Source organism: Sphingomonas sp. BK235 (assembly GCF_004345855.1).
Classification (GTDB): Bacteria; Pseudomonadota; Alphaproteobacteria; order Sphingomonadales; family Sphingomonadaceae; genus Sphingomonas.
Window position 1 is genome coordinate 237,867 of record NZ_SLXN01000007.1, and the last position, 22,072, is coordinate 259,938.

Annotated in this window: 17 protein-coding genes; 15 read left to right on the top strand and 2 right to left on the bottom strand. The window is 72.5% G+C overall.

Going from position 1 to position 22,072, the window contains the following annotated elements:
• The first annotated feature begins 46 nt into the window (after positions 1–46).
• The 8 genes from EV292_RS17820 to EV292_RS17855 all read left to right on the top strand — a co-directional run bounded on the left by EV292_RS17820 (position 47) and on the right by EV292_RS17855 (position 11,754).
• Positions 47–2,380 (top strand): PAS domain-containing sensor histidine kinase, encoded by a 2,334-nt coding sequence (locus tag EV292_RS17820; protein WP_132910585.1) that lies wholly within the window; start codon positions 47–49, stop codon positions 2,378–2,380.
• Entirely contained in the window at positions 2,377–2,841 is a 465-nt protein-coding gene (gene tsaE / locus EV292_RS17825; RefSeq protein ID WP_165927168.1) for a tRNA (adenosine(37)-N6)-threonylcarbamoyltransferase complex ATPase subunit type 1 TsaE, read from the top strand. The genes EV292_RS17820 and tsaE overlap by 4 nt, the downstream gene beginning before the upstream one ends.
• Positions 2,826–3,815, top strand: coding sequence for a phosphotransferase (locus EV292_RS17830; protein WP_132910586.1), 990 nt, complete (start codon positions 2,826–2,828; stop codon positions 3,813–3,815). The genes tsaE and EV292_RS17830 overlap by 16 nt, the downstream gene beginning before the upstream one ends.
• Positions 3,812–4,567, top strand: coding sequence for a nucleotidyltransferase family protein (locus tag EV292_RS17835; RefSeq protein WP_243693840.1), 756 nt, complete (start codon positions 3,812–3,814; stop codon positions 4,565–4,567). Before EV292_RS17830 ends, EV292_RS17835 begins: the two co-directional genes overlap by 4 nt.
• On the top strand, positions 4,560–7,556 hold the full coding sequence (gene addB / locus EV292_RS17840) for a double-strand break repair protein AddB (protein ID WP_132910587.1): 2,997 nt from the start codon (positions 4,560–4,562) through the stop codon (positions 7,554–7,556). Before EV292_RS17835 ends, addB begins: the two co-directional genes overlap by 8 nt.
• Complete coding sequence (gene addA / locus EV292_RS17845; protein WP_132910588.1) at positions 7,531–11,004, top strand: double-strand break repair helicase AddA; 3,474 nt, start codon at positions 7,531–7,533, stop codon at positions 11,002–11,004. Before addB ends, addA begins: the two co-directional genes overlap by 26 nt.
• A gap of 48 nt (positions 11,005–11,052) precedes the next feature.
• Entirely contained in the window at positions 11,053–11,376 is a 324-nt protein-coding gene (gene trxA / locus EV292_RS17850) for a thioredoxin TrxA (protein ID WP_132910589.1), read from the top strand.
• Between the two features lie 93 nt (positions 11,377–11,469).
• Entirely contained in the window at positions 11,470–11,754 is a 285-nt protein-coding gene (locus EV292_RS17855; RefSeq protein WP_132910590.1) for a virulence factor, read from the top strand.
• Positions 11,755–11,817: 63 nt separating this feature from the next.
• On the opposite strand, the gene EV292_RS17860 is transcribed toward EV292_RS17855, so the two are convergent.
• Positions 11,818–13,464: a thiamine pyrophosphate-binding protein gene (locus EV292_RS17860; protein ID WP_132910591.1), complete on the bottom strand. Its 1,647-nt coding sequence runs from the start codon at positions 13,462–13,464 to the stop codon at positions 11,818–11,820.
• Positions 13,465–13,792: 328 nt separating this feature from the next.
• On the opposite strand from EV292_RS17860, the gene EV292_RS17865 reads away from it, so the two are divergent.
• The 5 genes from EV292_RS17865 to EV292_RS17885 are packed head-to-tail and all read left to right on the top strand — an operon-like array spanning position 13,793 to position 17,472.
• Positions 13,793–14,434 carry an HAD-IA family hydrolase gene (locus tag EV292_RS17865; protein ID WP_132910592.1) on the top strand — a complete coding sequence of 214 codons (642 nt, stop codon included), beginning with the start codon at positions 13,793–13,795 and terminating at the stop codon, positions 14,432–14,434.
• A 15-nt stretch (positions 14,435–14,449) separates the two neighbouring features.
• A complete protein-coding gene (locus EV292_RS17870) occupies positions 14,450–15,166 on the top strand; it encodes a CoA transferase subunit A (RefSeq protein WP_132910633.1) in 717 nt (238 codons plus the stop codon).
• Complete coding sequence (locus EV292_RS17875) at positions 15,163–16,128, top strand: HAD family acid phosphatase (protein ID WP_243693841.1); 966 nt, start codon at positions 15,163–15,165, stop codon at positions 16,126–16,128. Before EV292_RS17870 ends, EV292_RS17875 begins: the two co-directional genes overlap by 4 nt.
• Positions 16,128–16,778 carry a 3-oxoacid CoA-transferase subunit B gene (locus tag EV292_RS17880; protein WP_132910593.1) on the top strand — a complete coding sequence of 217 codons (651 nt, stop codon included), beginning with the start codon at positions 16,128–16,130 and terminating at the stop codon, positions 16,776–16,778. Before EV292_RS17875 ends, EV292_RS17880 begins: the two co-directional genes overlap by 1 nt.
• Before the next feature lie 4 nt (positions 16,779–16,782).
• A complete protein-coding gene (locus tag EV292_RS17885) occupies positions 16,783–17,472 on the top strand; it encodes a glutathione S-transferase family protein (protein WP_132910594.1) in 690 nt (229 codons plus the stop codon).
• 109 nt (positions 17,473–17,581) lie between these two features.
• On the opposite strand, the gene argJ is transcribed toward EV292_RS17885, so the two are convergent.
• Positions 17,582–18,808: a bifunctional glutamate N-acetyltransferase/amino-acid acetyltransferase ArgJ gene (gene argJ, locus EV292_RS17890; protein WP_132910595.1), complete on the bottom strand. Its 1,227-nt coding sequence runs from the start codon at positions 18,806–18,808 to the stop codon at positions 17,582–17,584.
• Positions 18,809–18,966: 158 nt separating this feature from the next.
• Between argJ and EV292_RS17895 the strand changes: the two genes are divergently transcribed.
• Together EV292_RS17895 and secA are read left to right on the top strand one after the other, a co-directional pair.
• A complete protein-coding gene (locus EV292_RS17895; protein ID WP_165927170.1) occupies positions 18,967–19,233 on the top strand; it encodes a hypothetical protein in 267 nt (88 codons plus the stop codon).
• Positions 19,234–19,324: 91 nt separating this feature from the next.
• Positions 19,325–22,060: a preprotein translocase subunit SecA gene (gene secA / locus EV292_RS17900; RefSeq protein WP_132910597.1), complete on the top strand. Its 2,736-nt coding sequence runs from the start codon at positions 19,325–19,327 to the stop codon at positions 22,058–22,060.
• Positions 22,061–22,072 lie beyond the last annotated feature (12 nt).

Genomic DNA, 22,072 nt, shown 5'->3' on the forward strand with positions numbered 1-22,072 from the left:
CTAAAACCGGGCGCATGCCGTCCCTGCACCCGATGTTGCAGCGTTCATGATCACGATCGCGCCCGCCACCGCGGTGATCGTCGGCACCGTCGTCGCGCTGTTGCTCGCGGCGGGGGCGGTGCTGCTGGCGCTGGGATTGCGCGCGCGCACCGCCGCGCTCGGTGCGATCCGTGGGCGCGACGCTTTGGAGTCTCTGCTCGCGGTCGCGCCGATGCAGCCGGTCGTGATCCACCGCGACGGCCGGGTCGAGATGGCGCGCCGCGTCGCCGATTGGCTCGGCCTGTCCGGCCTGCCGACCTATCTCCAGGAGCTGGAAGCGGCGGGCTGGGGGATGGACGCCGCCGACGCCGACGCGATGGCGCGCGAGCTGGCGGCATGCCAGCGCTCGGCGCGCGGCTTCACGCGGAGCCTCCACGCGCGCGACGGCCAGCGCACGCTCACCGTCCAGGGCGAGCGGCGCGGCAGCGCGGTGATCCTGTGGTTCTACGATTCGACCGTCAGCGAGGGCGAGCGGCGCCGGCTCCGCGCCGAATATGCCGAGCTGTCGGACGCCTTCGACGCGCTCACCGGGCTGGTCGAGGCGGCGCCGCTACCGATGTGGTACCGCGACAGCGACCTGCGCATCGCGATCGTCAACTCCGCCTATGTGTCGGCGGTCGAGGGCAGCGACGCCGCCGAGGTGGTGGGCCGCGGGCTCGAGCTGGTGGACGGCTCGGGGCAGGGCGGCCCCAGCGCGGGCGCCGAAGTCGCGCTCGCCGAGGGGCGGCCGCAGCAGCGTGTCCTGCCCGCGACGATCGACGGGGCGCGCCGCTCGCTGCGGATCCACGACGTGCCGCTGCCCGTGGGCGGCGTCGCCGGCTTTGCGATCGACATCGAGGAGCTGGAGCAGAGCCACGCGCGCGAGCGCCGCTTCGCCGACGCGCAGCGCGCCATGCTCGACCGGCTCTCCGCCGGCGTCGCCCAGTTCGGCCGCGACCGCAGCCTGGTGTTCTGCAACCAGCCGTTCCGGCGCCTGTTCGCGATGCGGCTCGAGTGGCTCGCCGACCGACCCGAATTCGACCGCGTGCTCGAGCGGATGCGCGAGGCCAATCGCGTGCCCGAGGTGCGGGATTTCCCGGGCTGGAAGGCTGAGCGGCGCGGCTGGTTCGTCGACGCCGAGGGGGCGATCGAGGAGAATTGGCATCTGCCCGGCGGCACGCACCTGCGCGTCGTCGCGCAGCCGCTACCCGACGGCGGGCTGCTGCTGATCTTCGAGGATCGCACCGAGCAGGTCCAGCTCGCCAGCGCGCGCGACACGCTGCTGCGCGTCCGCACCGCCACCTTCGACAATCTGTTCGAGGCGCTGGGCGTGTTCGCCGCCGACGGGCGGTTGCAGCTGTGGAACAACCGCTTCCGCGCTTTGTGGGACCTCGACGAGGACTTTCTCACCGGCCACCCGCGCGTCGACGTCATCGCGGAGAAGGTGGCGGTCAAGCTTTCCAACCCGCGCCGCGCGCGCTCGATCGCCGAGCTGGTGCGCGTCGCCACGGTCGAGCGGCAGCAGCGCGCCGGGCATATCGCACTGGCGGACGGGCGTAACTTCGAGTTCGCCGCGGTGCCGCTGCCCGATGGCAACGCGCTGTTCACGATGCTGGACGTCACCGACAGCCGCGCGATGGAGCAGGCACTGCGCGATCGCAACGACGCGCTGGAGGCGGCCGACCGCGTCAAGACCGCGTTCGTCGCCAACATGAGCTATGAGCTGCGCACGCCGCTGACCTCGATCAGCGGCTTCGCCGAGATGCTGCACGGCGGCTATGCCGGCGAGCTGTCGGCCGACGCCACCGCCTATCTCGACGCCATCCTCGATTCGGTCGACCGCCTCGGGCTGCTGATCGACGACGTGCTCGATCTGACCTCGAGCGAGACCGGCGCGCGCCCGCTCGAGCGCGGCGATGTCGATCTCGGCGCGGTGGCGCGCGCCGCGGCGGAGAGTCTGCGCGCCTCGGCCAAGCGTCACCGCGTCGAGCTCGCGGTCGAGGTGCAGCGCTCCGCGGGGCGGCTTCACGGCGACGCGCGGCGCATCCGCGAGGTGGTCGAGCATCTGCTGCGCCACGCGTTGGGCGCGGCGCGCCGCGACGGGCGCGTCCTGCTCCACGTCGACGGCAATGCACCTGCCGCGCGGATCGTCGTCTCCGACGACGGCGAGGGCATGGCGCCCGAGCAGATCGCGCGCGCCTTCGACCGCTTCGCCGCGAGCGGTGCGGCGGGGAGCGAGCGCGCGCTCGGGCTGGGGCTGCCGCTCGCCAAGCAGTTCGTCGAGGCGCACGGCGGGACGATCACGCTGGTGAGCGAGCCCGGCGAGGGCACGCTGATCACGGTCGAGCTGCCGCGGCGATGAGTGTCGCGCAAGGCGCGCTGCGGCTGGCCGACGCCGCCGCCACGCTGGCGCTCGGCGCCACGCTCGCGCCGCTGCTGCGCGCCGGCGACGTGGTGACGCTGGCGGGCGGGCTTGGCGTGGGCAAGACCAGCCTGGCGCGCGGCGTGCTGGCGGCGCTCGGCCTCGCCGAGGAGGCGCCGAGCCCGACCTTCGCGATCGTCCAGCCCTATGCGCCGCCCGAGGTAGCGCTGCCGCTGCTCCACGTCGACCTCTACCGGCTCGACGATCCGGCCGAGGTAGAGGAACTCGGCCTGGACGAGGCGCGGCTCGATTCGGCGCTGCTGATCGAGTGGCCCGAGCGCGCCGGGGCGGGGCGCTGGCCCGACGCGCTGGCACTCACCCTCGCGGCCGAGCCGGACGGCGCGCGGCGCTTGACTTGGGAGGCGCCGCCCGCTTGGGGAGCGCGATGGCGACCCCGATGACGCCGCCGGCGGACGCCGCGGCCTTTCTCGATACCCACGGCTGGCACCAGGCGCGGATCGACCCGCTCGCGGGCGACGCCTCGTTCCGCCGCTATTTCCGCGTCGTCGCGGGCGAGCGGCGCGGCATCCTGATGGACGCGCCGCCGCCGCACGAGGACCCGCGCCCCTTCCTCGACGTCGCGCGCTGGCTCGCCGAGCGCGGCTTCGCGGCGCCCGCGGTCCACGCGGTCGATCTCGCGCGCGGGCTGGTGCTGCTGGAGGATTTCGGCGACGAGCGCCTGCGCGAGACCGCCGACGCCGACCCGGACGCCGCGGTGCCGCTCTACGCCGCCGCGATCGACCTGCTCGTGGCGCTGCGCGGCCATCCTGCCGCCGAAGTGCGCGCCTATGATCGCGCCGAGCTGCAGCGCGAGGCGGGGCTGCTCACCGACTGGTATTGCCCCGCGATCGGCGTCGCGGTCGACGTCGACGGCTATCGCGCCGCCTGGGACGAGGTGCTCGGCCACGCCGAGGCAGCGGTGCCGGTCACCGTGCCGCGCGACTATCACGCCGAGAATCTGATGCTGGTCGGCACCGGGCGCTCGCTCGGCCTGCTCGACTTCCAGGACGCGCTCGCGGGACACCCGGCCTATGATCTCGTCTCGCTGCTGCAGGACGCGCGGCGCGACGTCGACCCGTCGCTGGAGGAGCGGATGCTGACGCGCTATCGTGCCGCGACGGGCGAGGGGGACGCGTTCCTGCGTGCCTATCACGTGCTCGGCGCGCAGCGGAATGCCAAGATCATCGGCATCTTCACCCGGTTGTGGCAGCGCGACGGCAAGCCGCGCTACCCCGCGCTGTGCCCGCGCGTCTGGGGCTATCTCGAGCGCGACCTCGGCCAGCCCGTGCTCGCCCCGGTGGCGCGCTGGTTCGCCGACAATCTCCCGCCCGAGCTGCGCGGCGACCCGATGCTGATCGCCGGCGCGCGCGCGTGACCCGTCCGCGCTACATCCGCCCCGACCCCGGCGCGCGCGTGCCACGCACCGCGATGGTGATGGCGGCGGGGATCGGCAAGCGCATGCGACCGCTCACCGCGACCCGGCCCAAGCCGCTGGTCGAGGTCGCCGGGCGCGCGCTGCTCGACCATGTCTTCGATCGGCTGCGCGCGGCCGGGGTGGAGCGCGCGGTGGTCAACGTCCATTATCTCGCCGACGCGCTGGAGGCGCATCTGCGCCACCGCGTCCGCGGCATCGAAGTCATCGTGTCGGACGAGCGCGAGCGCCTGATGGAGACAGGCGGCGGGCTGGTGAAGGCGCGCGCGCTGCTCGGCGATGAGCCGTTCCTCGTCGTCAACAGCGACAATTTCTGGCTCGACGGACCGACCGACGCGATCCGCCAGCTCGCCGCGCGTTGGGACGGCGCGACGATGGACGCGCTGATGCTGATGGTGCCGTGCGCGCGCGCGCACAATCACGGCGGGCAGGGCGACTTCCACCTCGCGCCCGATGGTCGGGTGACCGGGCGGCGCAAGCCCGGCCGCGTCGCGCCCTTCGTCTATACCGGCGTGCAGATCATGGCGCCCTCGTTGATCCGCGACTGGCCGGAGGGGCCGTTCTCGACCAACCTCTTCTGGAACCGCGCGATCGAGACCGGGCGCGCCTACGGCTTCGTCCATCAGGGCCTGTGGTCCGAGGTCAACGTGCCGGGCGCGATCGCGCGTACCGAGGCGCTGCTCGCCGATGTCTGACTCGCCCGGCCGCCAGCGCGGCCTGCGGCTCTATTCCATCCCGGCGCACCGTGCCTTCGCCGACGCGCTCGTCGCGGGGCTGCTGCGCCGTTACGGCGCCGACCGCATGGCGCTCGCGCGCGGCGTCGTGCTGGTACCCAACAACCGCGCCGGGCTCGCGATCAGCGACGCCTTCGTGCGCGCCAGCGGCGGCGCGCTGCTGCTGCCGCGGATCGTCGCGCTGGGCGGCGACGACCTGGAGGCGGCGGTCGGCGCGGCGCTCGATCCCGCCGATGCGGTGCCGCCGCTGCCGCCCGCGATCGACCCGCTCGAGCGCCGCATGATCCTGGCGCGGCTGGTGAGCGAGGAGCGCGCCGCGAGCGGGCGCGCGGTCGACGCGGCCGAGGCGGTGCGGCTCGCGGGCGAGCTGGCGCGCACGCTAGACCAGCTGATCGTCGAGGAGGTCCCGCCCGAGACGCTCGCCGCGATCGATCCCGGCGAGGGACTGTCCGACCATTGGGAGGCGTCGCTGCGGCTGTTCCGGCTGCTGCTCGATCGCTGGCCGCAGGAGCGCGAGCGGCTCGGCCGCGTCGACGCGGCGTGGCGACGGGTGCAGCTGCTGGATCGCCAGTCGGCGCGATGGAGGACCGAGCCGCCGGCGCACTTCGTCTGCGCCGCTGGCATCACCGATCCCGCGCCCGCGGTGGCACGGCTCCTCCGCGTCGTCGCCGGCCTGCCCGAGGGATCGGTGGTGTTCGCCGACCTCGACCTGCACCTCCCCGAGGAGGAGTGGGAGGCGCTCGGCCCGCACCGGCCCGACCCGATCACGGGGCTGCGCCGCCGCGCGATCGAGGTTCACCCGCAGTTCCACCTCAAGCTGCTGCTGGAGCGGATCGGCGCCGCGCGCGGCGAGGTCACCCGCTGGGGCGCGGTGAGCGAGCAGGACGCGGGCGCTGCGCGCGGCCGTGCCATCGCCAACGCGCTCGCGCCCGCCGCCTTCACCGCCAAATGGACCCGGCTCGACGCCGCCGACCGTCGGCTCGCCGGGGTGGAGGCGGTCGAGCTCGCCACGCCGGCGGAGGAGGCGCAGGCGATCGCGCTCAAGCTGCGCGAGGCGGTGGAGGAGCCGGGCCGCACCGCCGCGCTCGTCACCCCCGATCGCGCGCTGGCGCGCCGCGTCGCCGCGCACTGTCGCCGCTGGAACATCCAGGTGGACGACAGCGCGGGACGACCGCTGACGATCCTGCCGCCGGGCACCTTGCTCGCCGCGATCGTGGAGGCGGCGGCGCAGGGTTTCGCGCCGATGGCGCTGCTGACCCTGCTCAAGCACCCGCTGATCTGCGCGGGCGCCGAGCGCGGGGCGTGGCTCGACGGCGTGCGCCGGCTCGACCGCGCGCTGCGCGGGCCGCGGCCGGGGCCGGGGCTCGACGGCATCGACCGCCATCTCGCCGGGGGCAACGAGCGCGAGCGCGCGATCCGCTCGCGCGCGGCCGAGTGGTGGGGCGCGACGCGTGTCCTGCTCGATCCGATCGCGCGCGTGTTCGGCGACGGCGAGACCAGCCTGGCGGCGCTCGTCGCGGGGCTGCGCGAGGCGGCGCAGCGGCTCGCCGGCGACGAGGCGTGGCGCGGCCTCGCCGGGCGCGCCGCGGCCGACCTGCTCGCCGCGCTGGAGGAGCAGGCGCCGCGCGGCCCGGCATTGGTGACCGCGGCCGGCTTCGCCACGATGCTGCGCCAGCTGATGGACGAATTGGCGATTCGGCTGTTGCCGCGCGAGCGCCACCCGCGGCTGGCGATCTACGGGCTGATGGAGGCGCGGCTCCAGTCCGCCGACCTGATGATCCTGTCCGGGCTCAACGAGGGCGTGTGGCCCGGCCTGCCAGCGCCGGATCCGTGGCTCGCGCCGCGCGTCCGCGCCGAGCTGGGCCTGCCCGGGCTGGAGCGCGGCATCGGCACCGCCGCGCACGATTTCGCGCAGGCGCTCGGCGCGCCCCGCGTGCTGCTAACGCGCGCCCGACGGGACCAGCGCTCGCCAGCGCTTGCCTCGCGCTTCTGGCTGCGGCTGGAGGCGATGGCGGGCGAGCGCTTCCCGCGCACGACCGCGCTCGCGGACTGGGCGCGCGCGCTCGATCACGGCGGGCCGCCGCGCCCCGCCGCGCGCCCGGCGCCGCTGCCGCCCGCGACGCTGCGTCCGCGCGCGATCTCGGTGACCGAGGTCGACCGGCTCAAGGCCGATCCCTACGCCTTCTACGCGCGCCGGATCCTCAAGCTGCTGCCGCTCGATCCGGTCGACGCCGACCCGAGCGCGGCGTGGCGCGGCACCGCGGTCCACGCCGTGCTCGAGGCCTGGGCGCGCGACGACGGCTGCGATCCGGCCGCGCTGCTGCCGCGCGCGCGGCTCCTGCTCCAGGATCCCGCGGCGCACCCGCTGCTGCGCGCGCTGTGGCAGCCGCGGCTGGTCGCGGCATTCGAGTGGATCGCGGCGCGTACGCTGGCCGATCGCGCGGAGGGGCGCGAGGTGCTCGCGGTCGAGGGCCGCGGCCGCGCCGAGCTCTCCGGGATCGCGCTCGACGGTCGCTTCGACCGGATCGACCGCATGCCCGACGGCGGTCTCGGGATCGTCGACTACAAGACCGGCAAGGCGCCGTCGGTCGCGGCGGTGCGCGGCGGCTTCAACCTCCAGCTCGGGCTGCTCGGTGCCATCGCCGAGGAGGGTGGGTTCGACGGCGTCCGCGGCGCCGCGACCGCGTTCGAATATTGGTCGCTTGCCAAGAAAGGCGAGGGTTTCGGTTCGGTCAGCTCGCCCGCCGATCCCGTCGGCAAGGGCGGTCGTATCCCGACCGGCGAGTTCGTCGCCGCCGCGCGGGAGAGCTTCGCTCAGGCGGCGGCGCGCTGGCTCACCGGCGAGGAGGCGTTCACCGCCAAGCTCCACCCCGAGTTCGCGCCCTACGCCGAGTACGACCAGCTGATGCGCCGCGACGAATGGTATGGCCGCGAGCAGGCGCGTGGCTGAGCGCGCGATCGGCCCGCTGCCCACCTTGCGTGGCGAGCAGCTCCGCGCCAGCCGGCCCGAGGCGCATGTCTGGCTCTCGGCCTCGGCGGGGACGGGCAAGACCCAGGTGCTCGCCGCGCGCGTGTTCCGGCTGCTGCTGCGCGACGTCGAGCCCGGCGCGATCCTGTGCCTCACCTTCACCAAGGCGGGCGCGGCCGAGATGGCGGGACGGATCAACCGCCAGCTCGCCGCCTGGGTGCGGATGGACGAGACCGAGCTCGCCGCCGACCTGCTCGCGCTCGGCGAACGCACCACCCCGGCGCTGATCGCGCGCGCGCGGACGCTGTTCGCCAAGGTACTCGACGCACCAGGCGGCGGGCTGCGCATCCACACCATCCACGGCTTCTGCCAGGGGCTGCTCGCGGCGTTCCCGATCGAGGCGGGGCTGGTGCCGGGCTTCCGCCCGCTCGAGCCGCGCGAGGAGGCGCTGCTGCGGCGGCAGGCGCTGTCGGACCTGCTGGTCGACGCCGAGCGCGAGGGCCGCACTGCGCCGGTCGAGACGATCGGTCGGCTCAGCCTTCGGCTCGGTGAGCAGGGCGCGGAACAGTTTCTCGTCGCCTGCGCGCGTGCCGGCACCGCGCTGGAGGCGCTGCCGAGCGGCATCGCGCCCTTCGTGCGCGGCCAGCTCGGCGTGCCGCTCGGCGACCTCGACTCGTACGTCCACGACGCATGCGGCGACGATCGTGTCGACCGCGCCGCGCTCGACCGGCTCGCCGCGCTCAACCGCGGCTGGGGCACCAAGAGCGGCATGGAGCGCGCCGAGGCGATCGGCGCGTGGCTTGCCGCCGCGCCGGCCGAACGTGCCGCCACGCTCGACACGCTCCACCTCGTCTGGGCGCGCAAGGACGGCGAGCCGCAGTCGTTCGGCAAGGGCCGCGCCCCCGCCGACCCCGATTACGCCGACCACGCGCTGCGCCTCCACGGCTGGTGCGGCGAGCTGCTGCTGCTGCGCAGCCGCGCCGCCTACGCCGACCTGCTCGGCGCGGCGCTGGAGGTGGGGCGCGACTATGCGCGCGGCTATGCCGCCGCCAAGCGCCGCGCCGGCGCGGTCGACTTCGACGACCTGATCGGCGCCGCGGTCGCGCTGCTCCAGCAGGACGGCATCGGCGAGTGGATCCGCTACAAGCTCGACCAGCAGACCGAGCACGTGCTGGTCGACGAGGCGCAGGACACCAACGTCGCGCAATGGACGATCGTGCGCGCGCTGGTGGACGAATATTTCGTCGGCCGCGGCGTCTTCGCGCCCTCGGTGCGGACGCTGTTCACGGTGGGCGACCTCAAGCAGGCGATCTTCGGCTTCCAGGGCACTGATCCCTACACCTTCCTCGCCGCGGAGCGCCACTTCCAGCGCAAGGCGGGCGAGGTGGCGGGCAGCGACGACATGCCCGACGACGAACGCGGCCTGCCGTTCGACCGGCTGTCGCTGACCGAATCCTTCCGCTCCACCGCGCCGGTGCTCGAGTTCGTCGACGCGGCGATCGGTCAGCTCGGCGCCGACGCGCTCGGCTCGCTCGACGCCATTCCCGTCCACGCCAGCCGCGTCGCTGGCCCCGGCGCGGTGACATTGTTGCCCGCCATCGCCGCCGGCACCAGCGAGGCGGAGGAGGACGGCGAGGAGGGCTGGGCCGACGACGCCGTGCGCCGCAACGCCTCCGACATCGCGCGCCAGGTGCGCGACTGGCTGCGCCCGGTCGAGGACGGCGGGCTGCTGCTCGGCAGCAAGGGGCGCGGGCTGCGGCCCGAGGACGTGATGATCCTGGTCAAGCGCCGCGGCGAGCTCGCCCAGCTGCTGGTCGCGCGGCTCTACGCTGAGGGCGTGCCGGTGGCGGGGGTGGACCGGCTACGGCTGTCCGCGCCGCTCGCGGTGCAGGACCTGCTCGCCGCGATCCGCTTCGTGCTCCAGCCGGAGGACGATCTCAGCCTCGCCAGCCTGCTCGTCTCGCCGCTGATCGGCTGGAGCCAGGACGAGCTGATGGCGCGCGCGGTGCCGCGCGAGGGCGGGCTGTGGCGGCATCTCCAGCGGACCTGCGGCGACGCGGTCGCGCCGGTCGCCGCGCTGCTGGCCAGCGCCGACTATGACACGCCCTATCGCTTCCTCGAGCAGTTGCTGTCCGGCCCGCTCGATGGGCGGCGCAAACTGCTGGCGCGGCTGGGGGAGGAGGCGCGCGACCCGATCGAGGAGCTGCTCAACGCCGCGCTCGACTTCGAGCTCGACTCGACGCCCTCGCTGCAGCGGTTCCTCGACTGGTTCGAGCGCGACGAGGTCGAGATCGTGCGCGACGCCGCGGCGCCGCTCGACGCGGTGCGGGTGATGACCGCGCACGGGGCGAAGGGCTTGCAGGCGCCGCTGGTGATCCTCGCCGACGCCACCGCCGATCCCGACGCGGCGCCGCGATCGGTGCTGGCCTGGACGCCGGAGGATTTGGAGGCGCCGGTCCCCGTGTTCCGCCCGCGCGCCACCGAGCGCGCCGGCGCGATCGACGCCGCACTCGCCGCGAGCGAGCAGCGCGAGCGCGAGGAACATTGGCGTCTGTTCTACGTCGCCGCGACGCGCGCGGAGGAGCGGCTGGTGATCACCGGCTCGCTCAGCGCCAAGTGGCAGGGCGTGCCGCCCGAGGCGAGCTGGTACGCCGCGGCGGCGCGCACGCTCGACGCGCTCGGCGTTGCCTCGGCGGCAGAAGGTGGCGAGCGGACGTTCCTCGGCCACGCGCCGGCCGCCCCTGTCACGGCGAAGCGCGCCGCCGCGGCGAGCGCGCCCGCCGCGCCGCTGCCGGACTGGTCGCGTCGCGACGCGCCCGAGGATGCCAAGCCGCCGCGCCCGCTGACGCCCTCGTCGATCGGCGACGATGCGGTCGCCGACCCGCCGCCGACACCCGCGAACAGCGCGGCGGCCGAGCGCGGGCGGTTGCTCCACGCGCTGTTCGAGCGGCTGCCCCCGCTCGCGCCCGAGCGTCGCGCCGAGGCCGCGGCCGCGTGGCTCGCCCAGCGCGGCGTCGCCGAGCCGGCGCCGATGGTGGCGGCGGTGCTCGCGGTGCTCGACGACCCCGCGCTCGCGTCTTTGTTCGGCCCCGACTCGCTCGCCGAGGCGCCGATCAGCGCGACCTTGCCGTCGGGGCGCGTGATCTCGGGCACGGTCGACCGGCTGCTGCTCGGCGACGGCGTGGTGCGCGTGATCGACTATAAATCGTCGCGCGTCGTGCCGGAGAGCGCCGCGGACGTGCCCGACTATCACCTGCGCCAGATGGCGGCCTATGCCGCCGCGTTGGAGGTGATCGTGCCCGGCGCGCGCGTCGAGGCGGCGCTGCTCTACACCGCGGCGGCGCGGCTGATCGTGCTGCCCGAGGAGCTGCTCGCCCCGGTCAAGCGGCGCTTGGCGGGACCGGAGCAAAGCTTGGGGCTAAACGGTTGAGCGCACGCGCGCCGCGCCCTAGCTAAGGCGCAACGAAGGAGAAACACGATGGCCACCAAGACGATCACCGACGCCAGCTTCCAGAGCGACGTGCTCCAGGCGGACAAGCCGGTGCTGGTCGATTTCTGGGCCGAATGGTGCGGGCCGTGCAAGATGATCGGGCCGTCGCTCGAGGAGATCAGCGAGGAACTCGGCGAGCAGGTCACCATCGCCAAGCTCAACATCGACGACAATCCCGACGCGCCCGGCCGCTACGGCGTGCGCGGCATCCCGACCATGATCCTGTTCAAGGGCGGCGCGCCGGCCGCGACCAAGATCGGCGCCGAGCCCAAGGGCCGGATCAAGTCGTGGCTCGAGGGCGAACTCGCCTGAACCGCTGATCGCCGGACCGGGTCAGCCCGGTCTCCCGGCCGCCGTCGCCCGCGCCTAGGGATAGGCGCGGGCTTCGGCGTTTCAGGGGGATGCATGTACGCGATCGTGTTCGACCTCGACGCGACCATCCTCGAGCGGCGCTACCCCAGCCCGTCGCTGCGCGACGCCTATCGTGAGGTGAGCGACATCCTGCGCCACCACGGCTTCGCGCAGCGCGACGGCACGCATCTCTACGTCACTGAATCGGGCACCGCGGTCGACTGCGTGCTCGCGGTGCAGGAGATCGGGCGCAGCTGCGCCTGGTTCGCCCCGTGCGTGCTCGACCTCCGCATGCTGCGCTTCGACGAGGAGACCGATCTCTCGTGCGCGCTGCCGTAGCAGCAGCGCTCCGCCACCACAGCGCGAGGGGCGCGGTCGCGACGACCGGCGCTCACGTGCGGCTCAGCGCGCGTGCATCGACGTCAGCGTCGCCGAGGCGGTGATCTGCTCCACGTCGGTGCGGCAGTGGATCAGCCGCACCCCCCGCTCGGCCAGCGCGCGGTCGAGCGCGGGCGCGAACGCCTCGGTCCGCTCCACCGTCTCGGCCCAGCCGCCATAGGCCCGCGCCAGCGCGGCGAAATCGGGGTTGACCAGCCGCGTCGCCGACGGGCGACCGGGATATTCGCGTTCCTGGTGCATCCGGATCGTCCCGTACGCGCCATTGTCGACGAGGATCACGAGCAGGTCGGCGCCGTGCTGGACCGCGGTGGCGAGTTCCTGGCCGTTCATCAGAAAGTCGCCGTCGCCCGCCAGCGCGACCACGCTGCGCCCCGGCCGGCGCAGCGACGCCGCCACCGCGGCGGGCACGCCATAGCCCATCGCGCCCGCGGTCGGCGCCAGCTGCGTGCCGGGTCCGGCATAGCGCCAGTAGCGATGCCACCAGCCCGAGAAATTGCCCGCGCCGTTGCAGATGATCGTGTCCGCCGGCAGCTTCTCGCGCATCGTCGCGACGCACGGGCCGAGATCGAGCGCGACGCCGTCGCGGGGGCGCGGCGTGCTCCACGCCTCATAGGCGGTGCGCGCCTCGGCGGCATGGGGGTGGACGCCGCCGTCGAGCGGCACCAGCGCCTCGGCGAACTCGGCCATGCCGGCGCAGATCGCGAGGTCGGTGGCGTAGGTGCGCCCGAGCTCCTCGGGATCGGGGTGGACGTGGACCAGCCGCTGGCCGGGGTGATCGGGCGTGATCAGCTGATAGCCGTCGGTCGTCGCCTCGCCGAGCCGCGCGCCGACGACGATCAGCAGGTCGGCGCCGCGCACGCGCTCGACCAATGCGGGGCTGGGGCCATAGCCCAGGTTGCCGGCATAGGCCGGGCAATCGTTGGCGATCGCGTCCTGGCGGCGGAAGGCGGCGGCGAGCGGCACGCCGGTGCGCGTCGCCCAGTCCGCCATCGCCGCCGCGGCGGCCACGTCCCAGCCGGCGCCGCCGACGATCGCGAGCGGGTTCTCGGCCGTGGCGAGCAGGTCGCGCAAATGCTCGATCGAGTCCTCGTCGACCGCCTGGGCGACGCGCTCGACGCGCGCGCGATCGGGCACGGTGACGGTGTCGAGCAGCATGTCCTCGGGCAGCGCGAGCACGACCGGGCCGGGGCGGCCGTTGATCGCGGTGGCATAAGCGCGCGCGACATATTCGGGGATGCGCGCGGCGTCGTCGATCCGCGCCGCCCATTTCGCGATCGGCGCGAACATCGCCTGGAAGTCGATCTCCTGGAACGCCTCGCGGTCGCGCGTCGAGCGGTCGACGTCGCCGATGAACAGGATCATCGGCTGCGAGTCCTGCATCGCGACATGGATGCCGATCGCGGCGTTGGTCGCGCCGGGGCCGCGCGTGACGAAGGCGATGCCGGGGCGATGCGTCAGCGCGCCGTCGGCGCACGCCATGAAGGTGACGCCACCCTCCTGCCGGCACGTCACCACCTCGATCGCCGGTGTGTCGTGCAGCGCGTCAAGCACCGCGAGGAAGCTCTCCCCCGGCACGGTGAAGAGACGGTCGCAGCCCTGGGCGACGAGCTGGTCGACGAGCAGGCGTCCACCGGTGCGGGGTTCGGTCATGCGGGCTAGCCTAGCCGCCCGGAAGGGTTAGGGGATAGGGGTATTAGTTCCTAAGCGGAGTGGCTTCCCCCGCTACCCTCGCGAAATTTCGCCATGAGGTTCGGGAGCGCCCCCGCCTTCCGTCATCCCGGACTTGGTCCGGGATCCACTCCTCCGCACGAGCAACGTTTTCCGGATACGCGGCACGGTGGATCCCGGAACAAGTCCGGGATGACGGAGGGATGAGGGACGGGCGTCGGAGAGTGATCCCCGCAGGAAAGCACGCGCCCTTCGTCTTGCGCGCACACCCCGATTGCCTTCGCCGCGCCGCGCGCTAAGGATCATGCGCATGCGGGACACGGTGATCTTCGACTTCGGCGGGGTGATCACCTCGTCCCCGTTCGCGGCGTTCAACCGGCTCGAGCGCGCGCGCGGCCTGCCGGTCGACCTGATCCGCGGCCTCAACGCCACCGATCCGGACAGCAACGCCTGGGCCCGCTTCGAGCGCGCCGAGATCGACGTCGTCACCTTCGACCGCGACTTCGCCGCCGAGGCCAAGGCGCTCGGCCACGAACTGCGCGGGCGCGACGTGCTGGCGCTGCTGTACGGCGATATCCGCCCGCGCATGGTGCACGCGCTCGACTGGCTCAAGCGCGAGGGCTTCCACATCGGTTGCATCACCAACAACGTCCCCGCCGGCGACACGCCGCGCGACCCGCAGGCGGTCGCCGCGGTGGCGGCGGTGCTCGCGCGCTTCGACCATGTGGTGGAGAGCAGCAAGGTCGGCATCCGCAAGCCCGACCCGCGCATTTACCTGATGATGTGCGAGACGCTCAACAAGCGCCCCGACCAGTGCGTCTACCTCGACGACCTGGGGGTCAACTGCAAGGCCGCCGCGCAGCTCGGCATGGCGGCGATCAAGGTGAGCGGCGAGGGGCAGGCGCTCGACGATCTGTGCGCCGCGCTCGGCGTCGCGCCGGGCCATTTCTGAGGGAGACAGCGGGTGGTGGACAAGCTCTACGACAGCGCCGCGGCGGCGCTCGACGGGCTGCTGTTCGACGGCATGACGATCTGCGCCGGCGGCTTCGGCCTGTGCGGCATCCCCGAGCGGCTGATCGACGCGATCCAGGCCGCGGGCGTGACCGGGCTGACGGTCGCCAGCAACAACGCCGGGATCGACGGCGAGGGGCTCGGCAAGCTGCTGCGCACGCGCCAGATCGCCAAGATGATCTCGAGCTATGTCGGCGAGAACAAGGAGTTCGAGCGCCAGTATCTCAGCGGCGAGCTGGAGGTGGAATTCTGCCCGCAGGGCACGCTGGCGGAGCGCTGCCGCGCCGGCGGTGCGGGTATCCCCGGCTTCTACACCAAGACTGGCGTCGGCACGTCGGTGGCCGAGGGCAAGGAAGTGAAGTCGTTCGACGGCGAGGACTATATCCTCGAGCGCGGCATCCGCGCCGACCTGTCGATCATCAAGGGGTGGAAGGCGGACACCAGCGGCAACCTCGTGTTCCGCAAGACCGCGCGTAACTTCAACCAGCCGATGGCGACCGCGGGCAGGATCTGCGTCGCCGAGGTGGAGGAGGTGGTGCCGGTCGGCGCGCTCGATCCCGATCACATCCACCTGCCCGGCATCTACGTGAAGCGGATGATCGTCGGCGCGCCCTACGACAAGAAGATCGAGTTCCGCACGACGCGCCCGCGCGCGGAGGCGACCGCGGCGTGAGCTCCAGGCTGTTGGGTGCGGCGGCGGGCGCCCTGTTGCTCGCGGGCTGCGCGGCCGCCGCGTTCGATCGTGCGCCGCCGCGCGCCACCAGCGTGGCCGCGGAGACGCCGGCGGCAGCGGCGCTGCCCGCCGGGGCGATGGCGTACCTCTATGGCTCGGCCGAAGCGGCGGCACTGAGCGAGCAGACCTATAACGCGCTGACCGGCTACGTCCGCGGTGTGATCGAGCGCGCGCGCGACCGTCGCGGGCGGCTGCCGAGCGAGCGCCGCGCGGGCACGCTGCCGCGCTGGCCGCAGTCGGCGGTGCTCGCGCCCGGCGCCACCGCCGCGAGCGTCGAGACGGTGCCCTGCGGCGCGCTGCCCCCCGCGGTGGTGCTCGACATGGACGAGACCGCGGTGCTCAACCTCGGCTATGAGTTCGACGAGGCGCGCACCGGCGCGCCCTATGACGCCAAGCGCTGGGACCGGTGGGAGCGAACCGGCGCCGACCGCGTGGTAGCGGTGCCCGGGGCGGTGGCGGCGTTCCGACAGCTGCGCGCGCTCGGGGTGACGATGGTCATCAACACCAACCGCTCGGCCGATAATGCGAGCGCCACCGCCGCGGCGCTGCGCAAGGCCGGACTCGGCGAGTTCCGTCGCGGCGATACGCTCTACCTCAAGGGCGACGTCGACGGCCGCTCGGGCAAGGACGGTCGCCGGCTCGAGATTTCCAAACATTATTGCGTGCTCGCGCTCGTCGGCGACCAGCTCGGCGACTTCGCCGACCTGTTCAACCCGCCGGGGCCGGCACCCGCGCTCGGCCGCCGCGCACTCGCCGGCGTGGGACCGATCCAGGCGCGCTGGGGGCAGGGGTGGTTCGTGCTGCCCAACCCCGTCTATGGCACCGGGCTCGGCACGGGCTGGGACGAGACCTTCCCGCAGGACAAGCGCTGGGGCGACGCCCCGGCCGAAGGAGCGAAGTGATGGCCGTGGACGCGAAGGGCTGGGACCGCAACGGCATGGCGGCGCGCGCCGCGCGCGAGCTGCGCGACGGCTATTACGTCAATCTCGGCATCGGCATCCCGACATTGGTCGCGAACAACATCCCCGACGGCATCACCGTGACGCTGCAGAGCGAGAACGGCATGCTCGGCATCGGCCCGTTCCCCTATGACGACGAGGTCGACCCCGATCTGATCAACGCGGGCAAGCAGACGATCAGCGAGCTGCCGCAATCGGCCTATTTCGGCAGCGAGCAGAGCTTCGCGATGATCCGCGGCGGGCATATCGACCTCACCGTGCTCGGCGCGATGGAGGTGTCCGAGCGCGGCGACATCGCCAACTGGATGATCCCGGGCAAGATGATCAAGGGCATGGGCGGAGCGATGGACCTCGTCGCCGGCGTCAAGAAGATCATCGTGGTGATGGAGCATGTCGCCAAGGACGGCGCGCCCAAGTTCATCCCGACGTGCACGCTGCCGCTGACCGGGCGCGACGTGGTCGACATGATCGTCACCGATCTGGCGGTGTTTCAGCGCCCCGACCATGGCAGCGCGTTCCGGCTGATCGAGCTGGCGCCGGGGGTGACCGCCGACGAGGTCGCCGCCAAGACGGGCGCGCATTACGAGGTCTGACGCGATGGCCTACACGCTGATCACCGCCAATCGGAACTATTCGAGCTGGTCGCTGCGGCCGTGGCTGCTGATGCGTGCGGTCGGGATCGCGTTCGAGGACCGGATCGAGCCGTTCGCCTCGCTGGACAATTACGAGGCGTTCCGCGCCTTCTCGCCGAGCGGGCAGGTGCCGGTGCTGCTCGACGGCGAGCGGACGGTGTGGGACTCGCTCGGCATCGCCTTGTACCTCGGCGAGCGCCACGCGGGCGTGTGGCCGACGGACGAGGCGGCGCGTGCCTGGGCGGTCTGCGCGGTGGCGGAGATGCACGGCGGCTTCGGCGCGCTTCGACGCGAGCGGACCATGACAATCGGGCAGCGCGTCACGCCGACGCGCGGCTCGGACGCGCTCGCGCGCGACGTCGCGCGGATCGCCGAGCTGTGGGGCGAGGGGCTGGAACGCTTCGGCGGACCGTGGCTGGCGGGTGAGCATTTCACCGCGGTCGACGCCTTCTACGCGCCGGTGGCCTTTCGCGTTCGGACATGGGGGATCGACGTCGGCGCGGCGGGCGCACGCTGGGTCGAGACGGTGCTCGCGCATCCGGCGACCCGCGCGTGGGAGGCCGCAGCGCTCGCCGAGACCTTCCGTGAGCCGGGCCATGAGGCCGAGGTGGCGGAATATGGCGAGGTGACCTCGGACGAGCGCGCGACCGGCTAGGATGAGGGGCGGCAGCGCTCCCGCCGTTCAGACGAGCCGGCAGTAGCGCTGTTCCAGGGCGCCGCGGGAGAGCCTCTCGGTCACCGGATGGCGCCGAACACTTCCGGCCTCAGCTGCGATAATCCGCGTTGATCGAGATGTAACCGTGCGTCAGGTCGCAGGTCCACACTGTCGCGCGGCCGTCGCCGAGCCCGAGATCGACCCCGATCTCCACCTCCTGACCCTTGAGATGCGCCGCGACCGGCGCCTCGTCATAGCCCTCCACCGCGAGCCCGTCGCGCGCCACCTGGGTGGCGCCGAAGCGGATCGAGAGCCTGTCGCGCTCGGCCGGTTCGCCCGCCTTGCCCACCGCCATCACCACGCGGCCCCAATTGGCGTCCTCGCCCGCGATCGCGGTCTTCACCAGCGGCGAGTTGGCGATCGACAATGCGACGCGGTGCGCCGAGGCGTCGCTCTCGGCGCCCTCGACGGTCACCTCGATCAGCTTGGTCGCGCCCTCGCCGTCGCGTACCACCAGCAGCGCGAGCTGGCGGCAGACGTCGGCCAGCGCGGCGCGGAAGGCGTCGGCGCCGGGGCTGTCGTCGTCGGCGAGCGGCGTGTTGCCCGCCGCCCCGGTGGCGAAGGCGAGCACCGTGTCGCTGGTCGAGGTGTCACCGTCGACGGTGATGCACGAGAAGGTGCGCGCGTTCGCCGCGGCGAGCGCGGCCTGGAGGAAGGGCGCCTCCACCGCGGCGTCGGTGAAGACGAAGCCGAGCATCGTCGCCATGTCGGGCGCGATCATGCCCGATCCCTTGATGATCGCCGCGATCGTCACGGTGCGCCCGTCCACCACCGCGGTCGCGCTCGCGCCCTTGGGGTAGGTGTCGGTGGTGCCGATCGTCTCGGCGGCGTCGCGCCAGCCCGCCTCGGGCGCGGCGAAGGCGGCGGCGACGCCGGCCTGTGCCTTGTCGATCGGCAGCGGCACGCCGATCACACCGGTGGAGGCGACGAACACGTCCGATGGCTGGCAACCGAGCTGCGCCGCCGCCTGCGCCGCGATCGCCTCCACCGCGGCGCGCCCGCGATGCCCGGTGAAGGCGTTCGAATTGCCGGCGTTGACCACCAGCGCGCGGGCCTGGCCGAGCACCAGCGCGGCGCGGCACCATTCCACTTCGGGCGAGGGGCATTTGGAGCGGGTCAGCACGCCGGCGACGGTGGTGCCGGGGGCGAGCTCGGCGAGCGTGAGGTCGGTGCGGTCCCACGTCTTGTAGTGCGCGCGTGCGACCCGCAGCGTCACCCCAGCGACGCTCGCCATATCGGGGAAGGGGGTGGCGAGCGGGGAGATGGACGTCGACATGGCGTCCTCTTAGGCGCGGCGGGAGAGCAGGCAAAGGGGCAGCGACGAGGCCTTCGGGCAACGGAGGTCTCACCATGCGGTCAGAGCAAGGCCCAAGCGCTGACAAATTGATGGTTTACTCGACGAAGCGCCGGTGGACGGGCGGGGCGTCTCGTCTTATGTCCCGCTGCGTGAACCTGTTGCTGCTCCTCTCGGCCCTGCTCTCCGCGCTGACCGGCGTGGGGGCGAGCGCGCGTCAGGCGCAGCCGGCGCAGGCGGTGGCGCAGCAGGCCCGCGCCGTCGCGATCGTCTCGGCGGCGCGTCGCGTGGCGGTGCGCCCGCGGCAGGTGCTCGCCGCGCTGATCGCGAGCGCCGCCGCGCCGCGTGTCGCCGTACGCGCGCTCGCGCCGCGCGAGCCGATCTTCGCGGGCCGCCGGCGCGTCTAGCGCCGCGCCGCTCCCGCTCTCTCCCTATCAGATCAGCGTGCGCGCGCCCGGGGACGGCGCCGCGGCGCGCTCCCCATACAGGACCAGGCCCATGTTCGGCGGCATTGCCAAGACCCTCTTCGGTTCGTCCAACGACCGCTACGTCAAGTCGCTCAACCCGATCCTCGCCAAGATCGCGTCGTTCGAGCCGACGTTGCAGGCGATGGACGACGACACGCTGGCGCAGCAGACCGTCCGCTTCCGCGAGCGGCTCGCGAACGGCGAGACGCTCGACCAGCTGCTGCCCGAGGCGTTCGCGACCGTGCGCGAGGCGGCCAAGCGCGTGCTCGGCCAGCGCCATTATGACGTGCAGATGATCGGTGGCATCGTGCTCCACCGCGGCGAGATCGCCGAGATGCGCACCGGCGAGGGCAAGACGCTGGTCGCGACGCTCGCCACCTATCTCAACGCGCTGCCGGGCGACGGCGTCCACGTTATCACCGTCAACGACTATCTCGCCAGCCGCGACGCCGACTGGATGGGGCGCGTCTACCGCTTCCTCGGGCTGACCACGGGCGTGATCGTGCCCAACCTCACCGACGAGGAGCGCCGCGCCGCTTATGCCGCGGACATCACCTACGGCACGAACAACGAGTTCGGCTTCGACTATCTGCGTGACAACATGAAGTACGAGCGCCAGCAGATGGTGCAGCGCGCCTTCGCGATGGCGATCGTCGACGAGGTCGATTCGGTGCTGATCGACGAGGCGCGCACGCCGCTGATCATCTCCGGGCCGACCGACGACAAGTCCGAGCTGTACATCAGCGTCGACGCGATCGTGAAGCAGCTCGTGCCCGACGATTACGAGAAGGATGAGAAGCAGAAGACGATCGTGCTGACCGAGGACGGCACCGAGCGCGCCGAACGCATGCTCGAGTCCGCCGGGCTGCTCCAGGGCGCGAACCTCTACGATTTCGAGAACACGCAGGTGGTGCACCACCTCAACCAGGCGCTGCGCGCGAATGTCATGTTCAAGCGCGACACCGATTATATCGTCAAGGACGGCAAGGTCGTCATCATCGACGAGTTCACCGGGCGCATGATGGACGGTCGCCGCTGGTCGGACGGCCTGCACCAGGCGGTCGAGGCCAAGGAGGGCGTGCAGATCGAGCCCGAGAACCAGACCATGGCCTCGATCACCTTCCAGAACTATTTCCGCATGTACCCCAAGCTGGCGGGCATGACCGGCACCGCCGCGACCGAGGCGGCCGAGTTTTTCGATATCTACAAGATGAACGTCGTCACCATCCCGACCAACAAGCCGGTGCACCGCGTCGACGAGGAGGACGAGTTCTACAAGGACACGCAGGACAAGTTCCGCGCCATCGCCAAGAAGATCCGCGAACATGCCGAGAAGGGCCAGCCGGTGCTGGTCGGCACCGTCTCGATCGAGAAGTCCGAGCTGCTGAGCGAGTTCCTGCGGCAGGAAGGGGTCGACCACTCCGTCCTCAACGCGCGCTACCACGAGCGCGAGGCGCATATCGTGGCGCAGGCGGGGCGGCTCGGCGCCGTGACGATCGCCACCAACATGGCGGGCCGCGGCACCGACATCCAGCTCGGCGGCAACCTCGAGATGCGTGTCGAGGACGAGCTGGCGGGCATGCCCGAGGGCCCCGAGCGCGAGGCGGCGATCGAGCAGATCCGCGCCGAGATCGCGGCCGAGAAGCAGAAGGTGCTCGAGGCCGGCGGGCTGTTCGTGCTCGCCACCGAGCGGCACGAGAGCCGCCGCATCGACAACCAGCTGCGCGGCCGCTCGGGGCGCCAGGGCGATCCCGGTCTGAGCCGCTTCTACCTCTCGCTCGACGACGACCTGCTCCGCATCTTCGGGCCGGATACGCTGTTCGCCAAGATGATGCGCAGCAACATCGCGGACGGCGAGGCGATCGGCAGCAAGTGGCTGACCAAGGCGATCGAGACCGCGCAGAAGAAGGTCGAGGCGCGCAACTACGATATCCGCAAGCAGGTCGTCGAATATGACGACGTGATGAACGATCAGCGCAAGGTGATCTACGAGCAGCGCGCCGACATCATGGACGCCGAGACCGTCGGCGAGGTGGTGAGCGACATGCGCGCCGAGACGGTCAACGCGATCGTCGGCGAGGCCTGCCCGCCCAACTCCTATCCCGAGCAGTGGGATATCGAGGGCATGAAGGCGCGGCTGGCCGACATCCTCAACCTCGAGCCGCCGATCGACGAGTGGCTCAAGGAGGACGCGATCGACCCCGAGATCGTCACCGAGCGCGTCCAGGCCGAGGCCGATGCCGCGGTGGCGAGCAAGTCGGCCGATCTCGAGCCGGAGACCTGGACCCAGGTCGAGAAGTCGATCCTGCTGCAGAACCTCGACCATCACTGGAAGGAGCATCTCGCCACGCTCGACGCGCTGCGCCAGGTGGTCCACCTGCGCGCCTATGCGCAGAAGACGCCGATCAACGAGTATAAGCAGGAGGCGTTCAACCTCTTCCAGCGCATGCTCGACGCGATCCGCGAGGACGTGACGAAGACGATCGCGCACGCGCAGTTCCGCATGCAGGAGCCGCCGCCGCTGCCCGAGCTGCCCGACTTCATCACCACGCACTTCGACCCGTTCACCGGCGAGGACAATTCGAACGACATCGACGCCGGCACGCTCGGCCGCGTGACGACGCAGCTGCCGCCGCTCCAGATCCCGCAGCCGACCGCCGCCGACCTCGGCGAGGATCCCGCGGGTTGGGAGGGCCAGGTCAGCCGCAACGCGCCGTGCCCGTGCGGCTCGGGGCGCAAGTACAAGCATTGCCACGGCGCGGCCTGAGCGCGCCGTAGC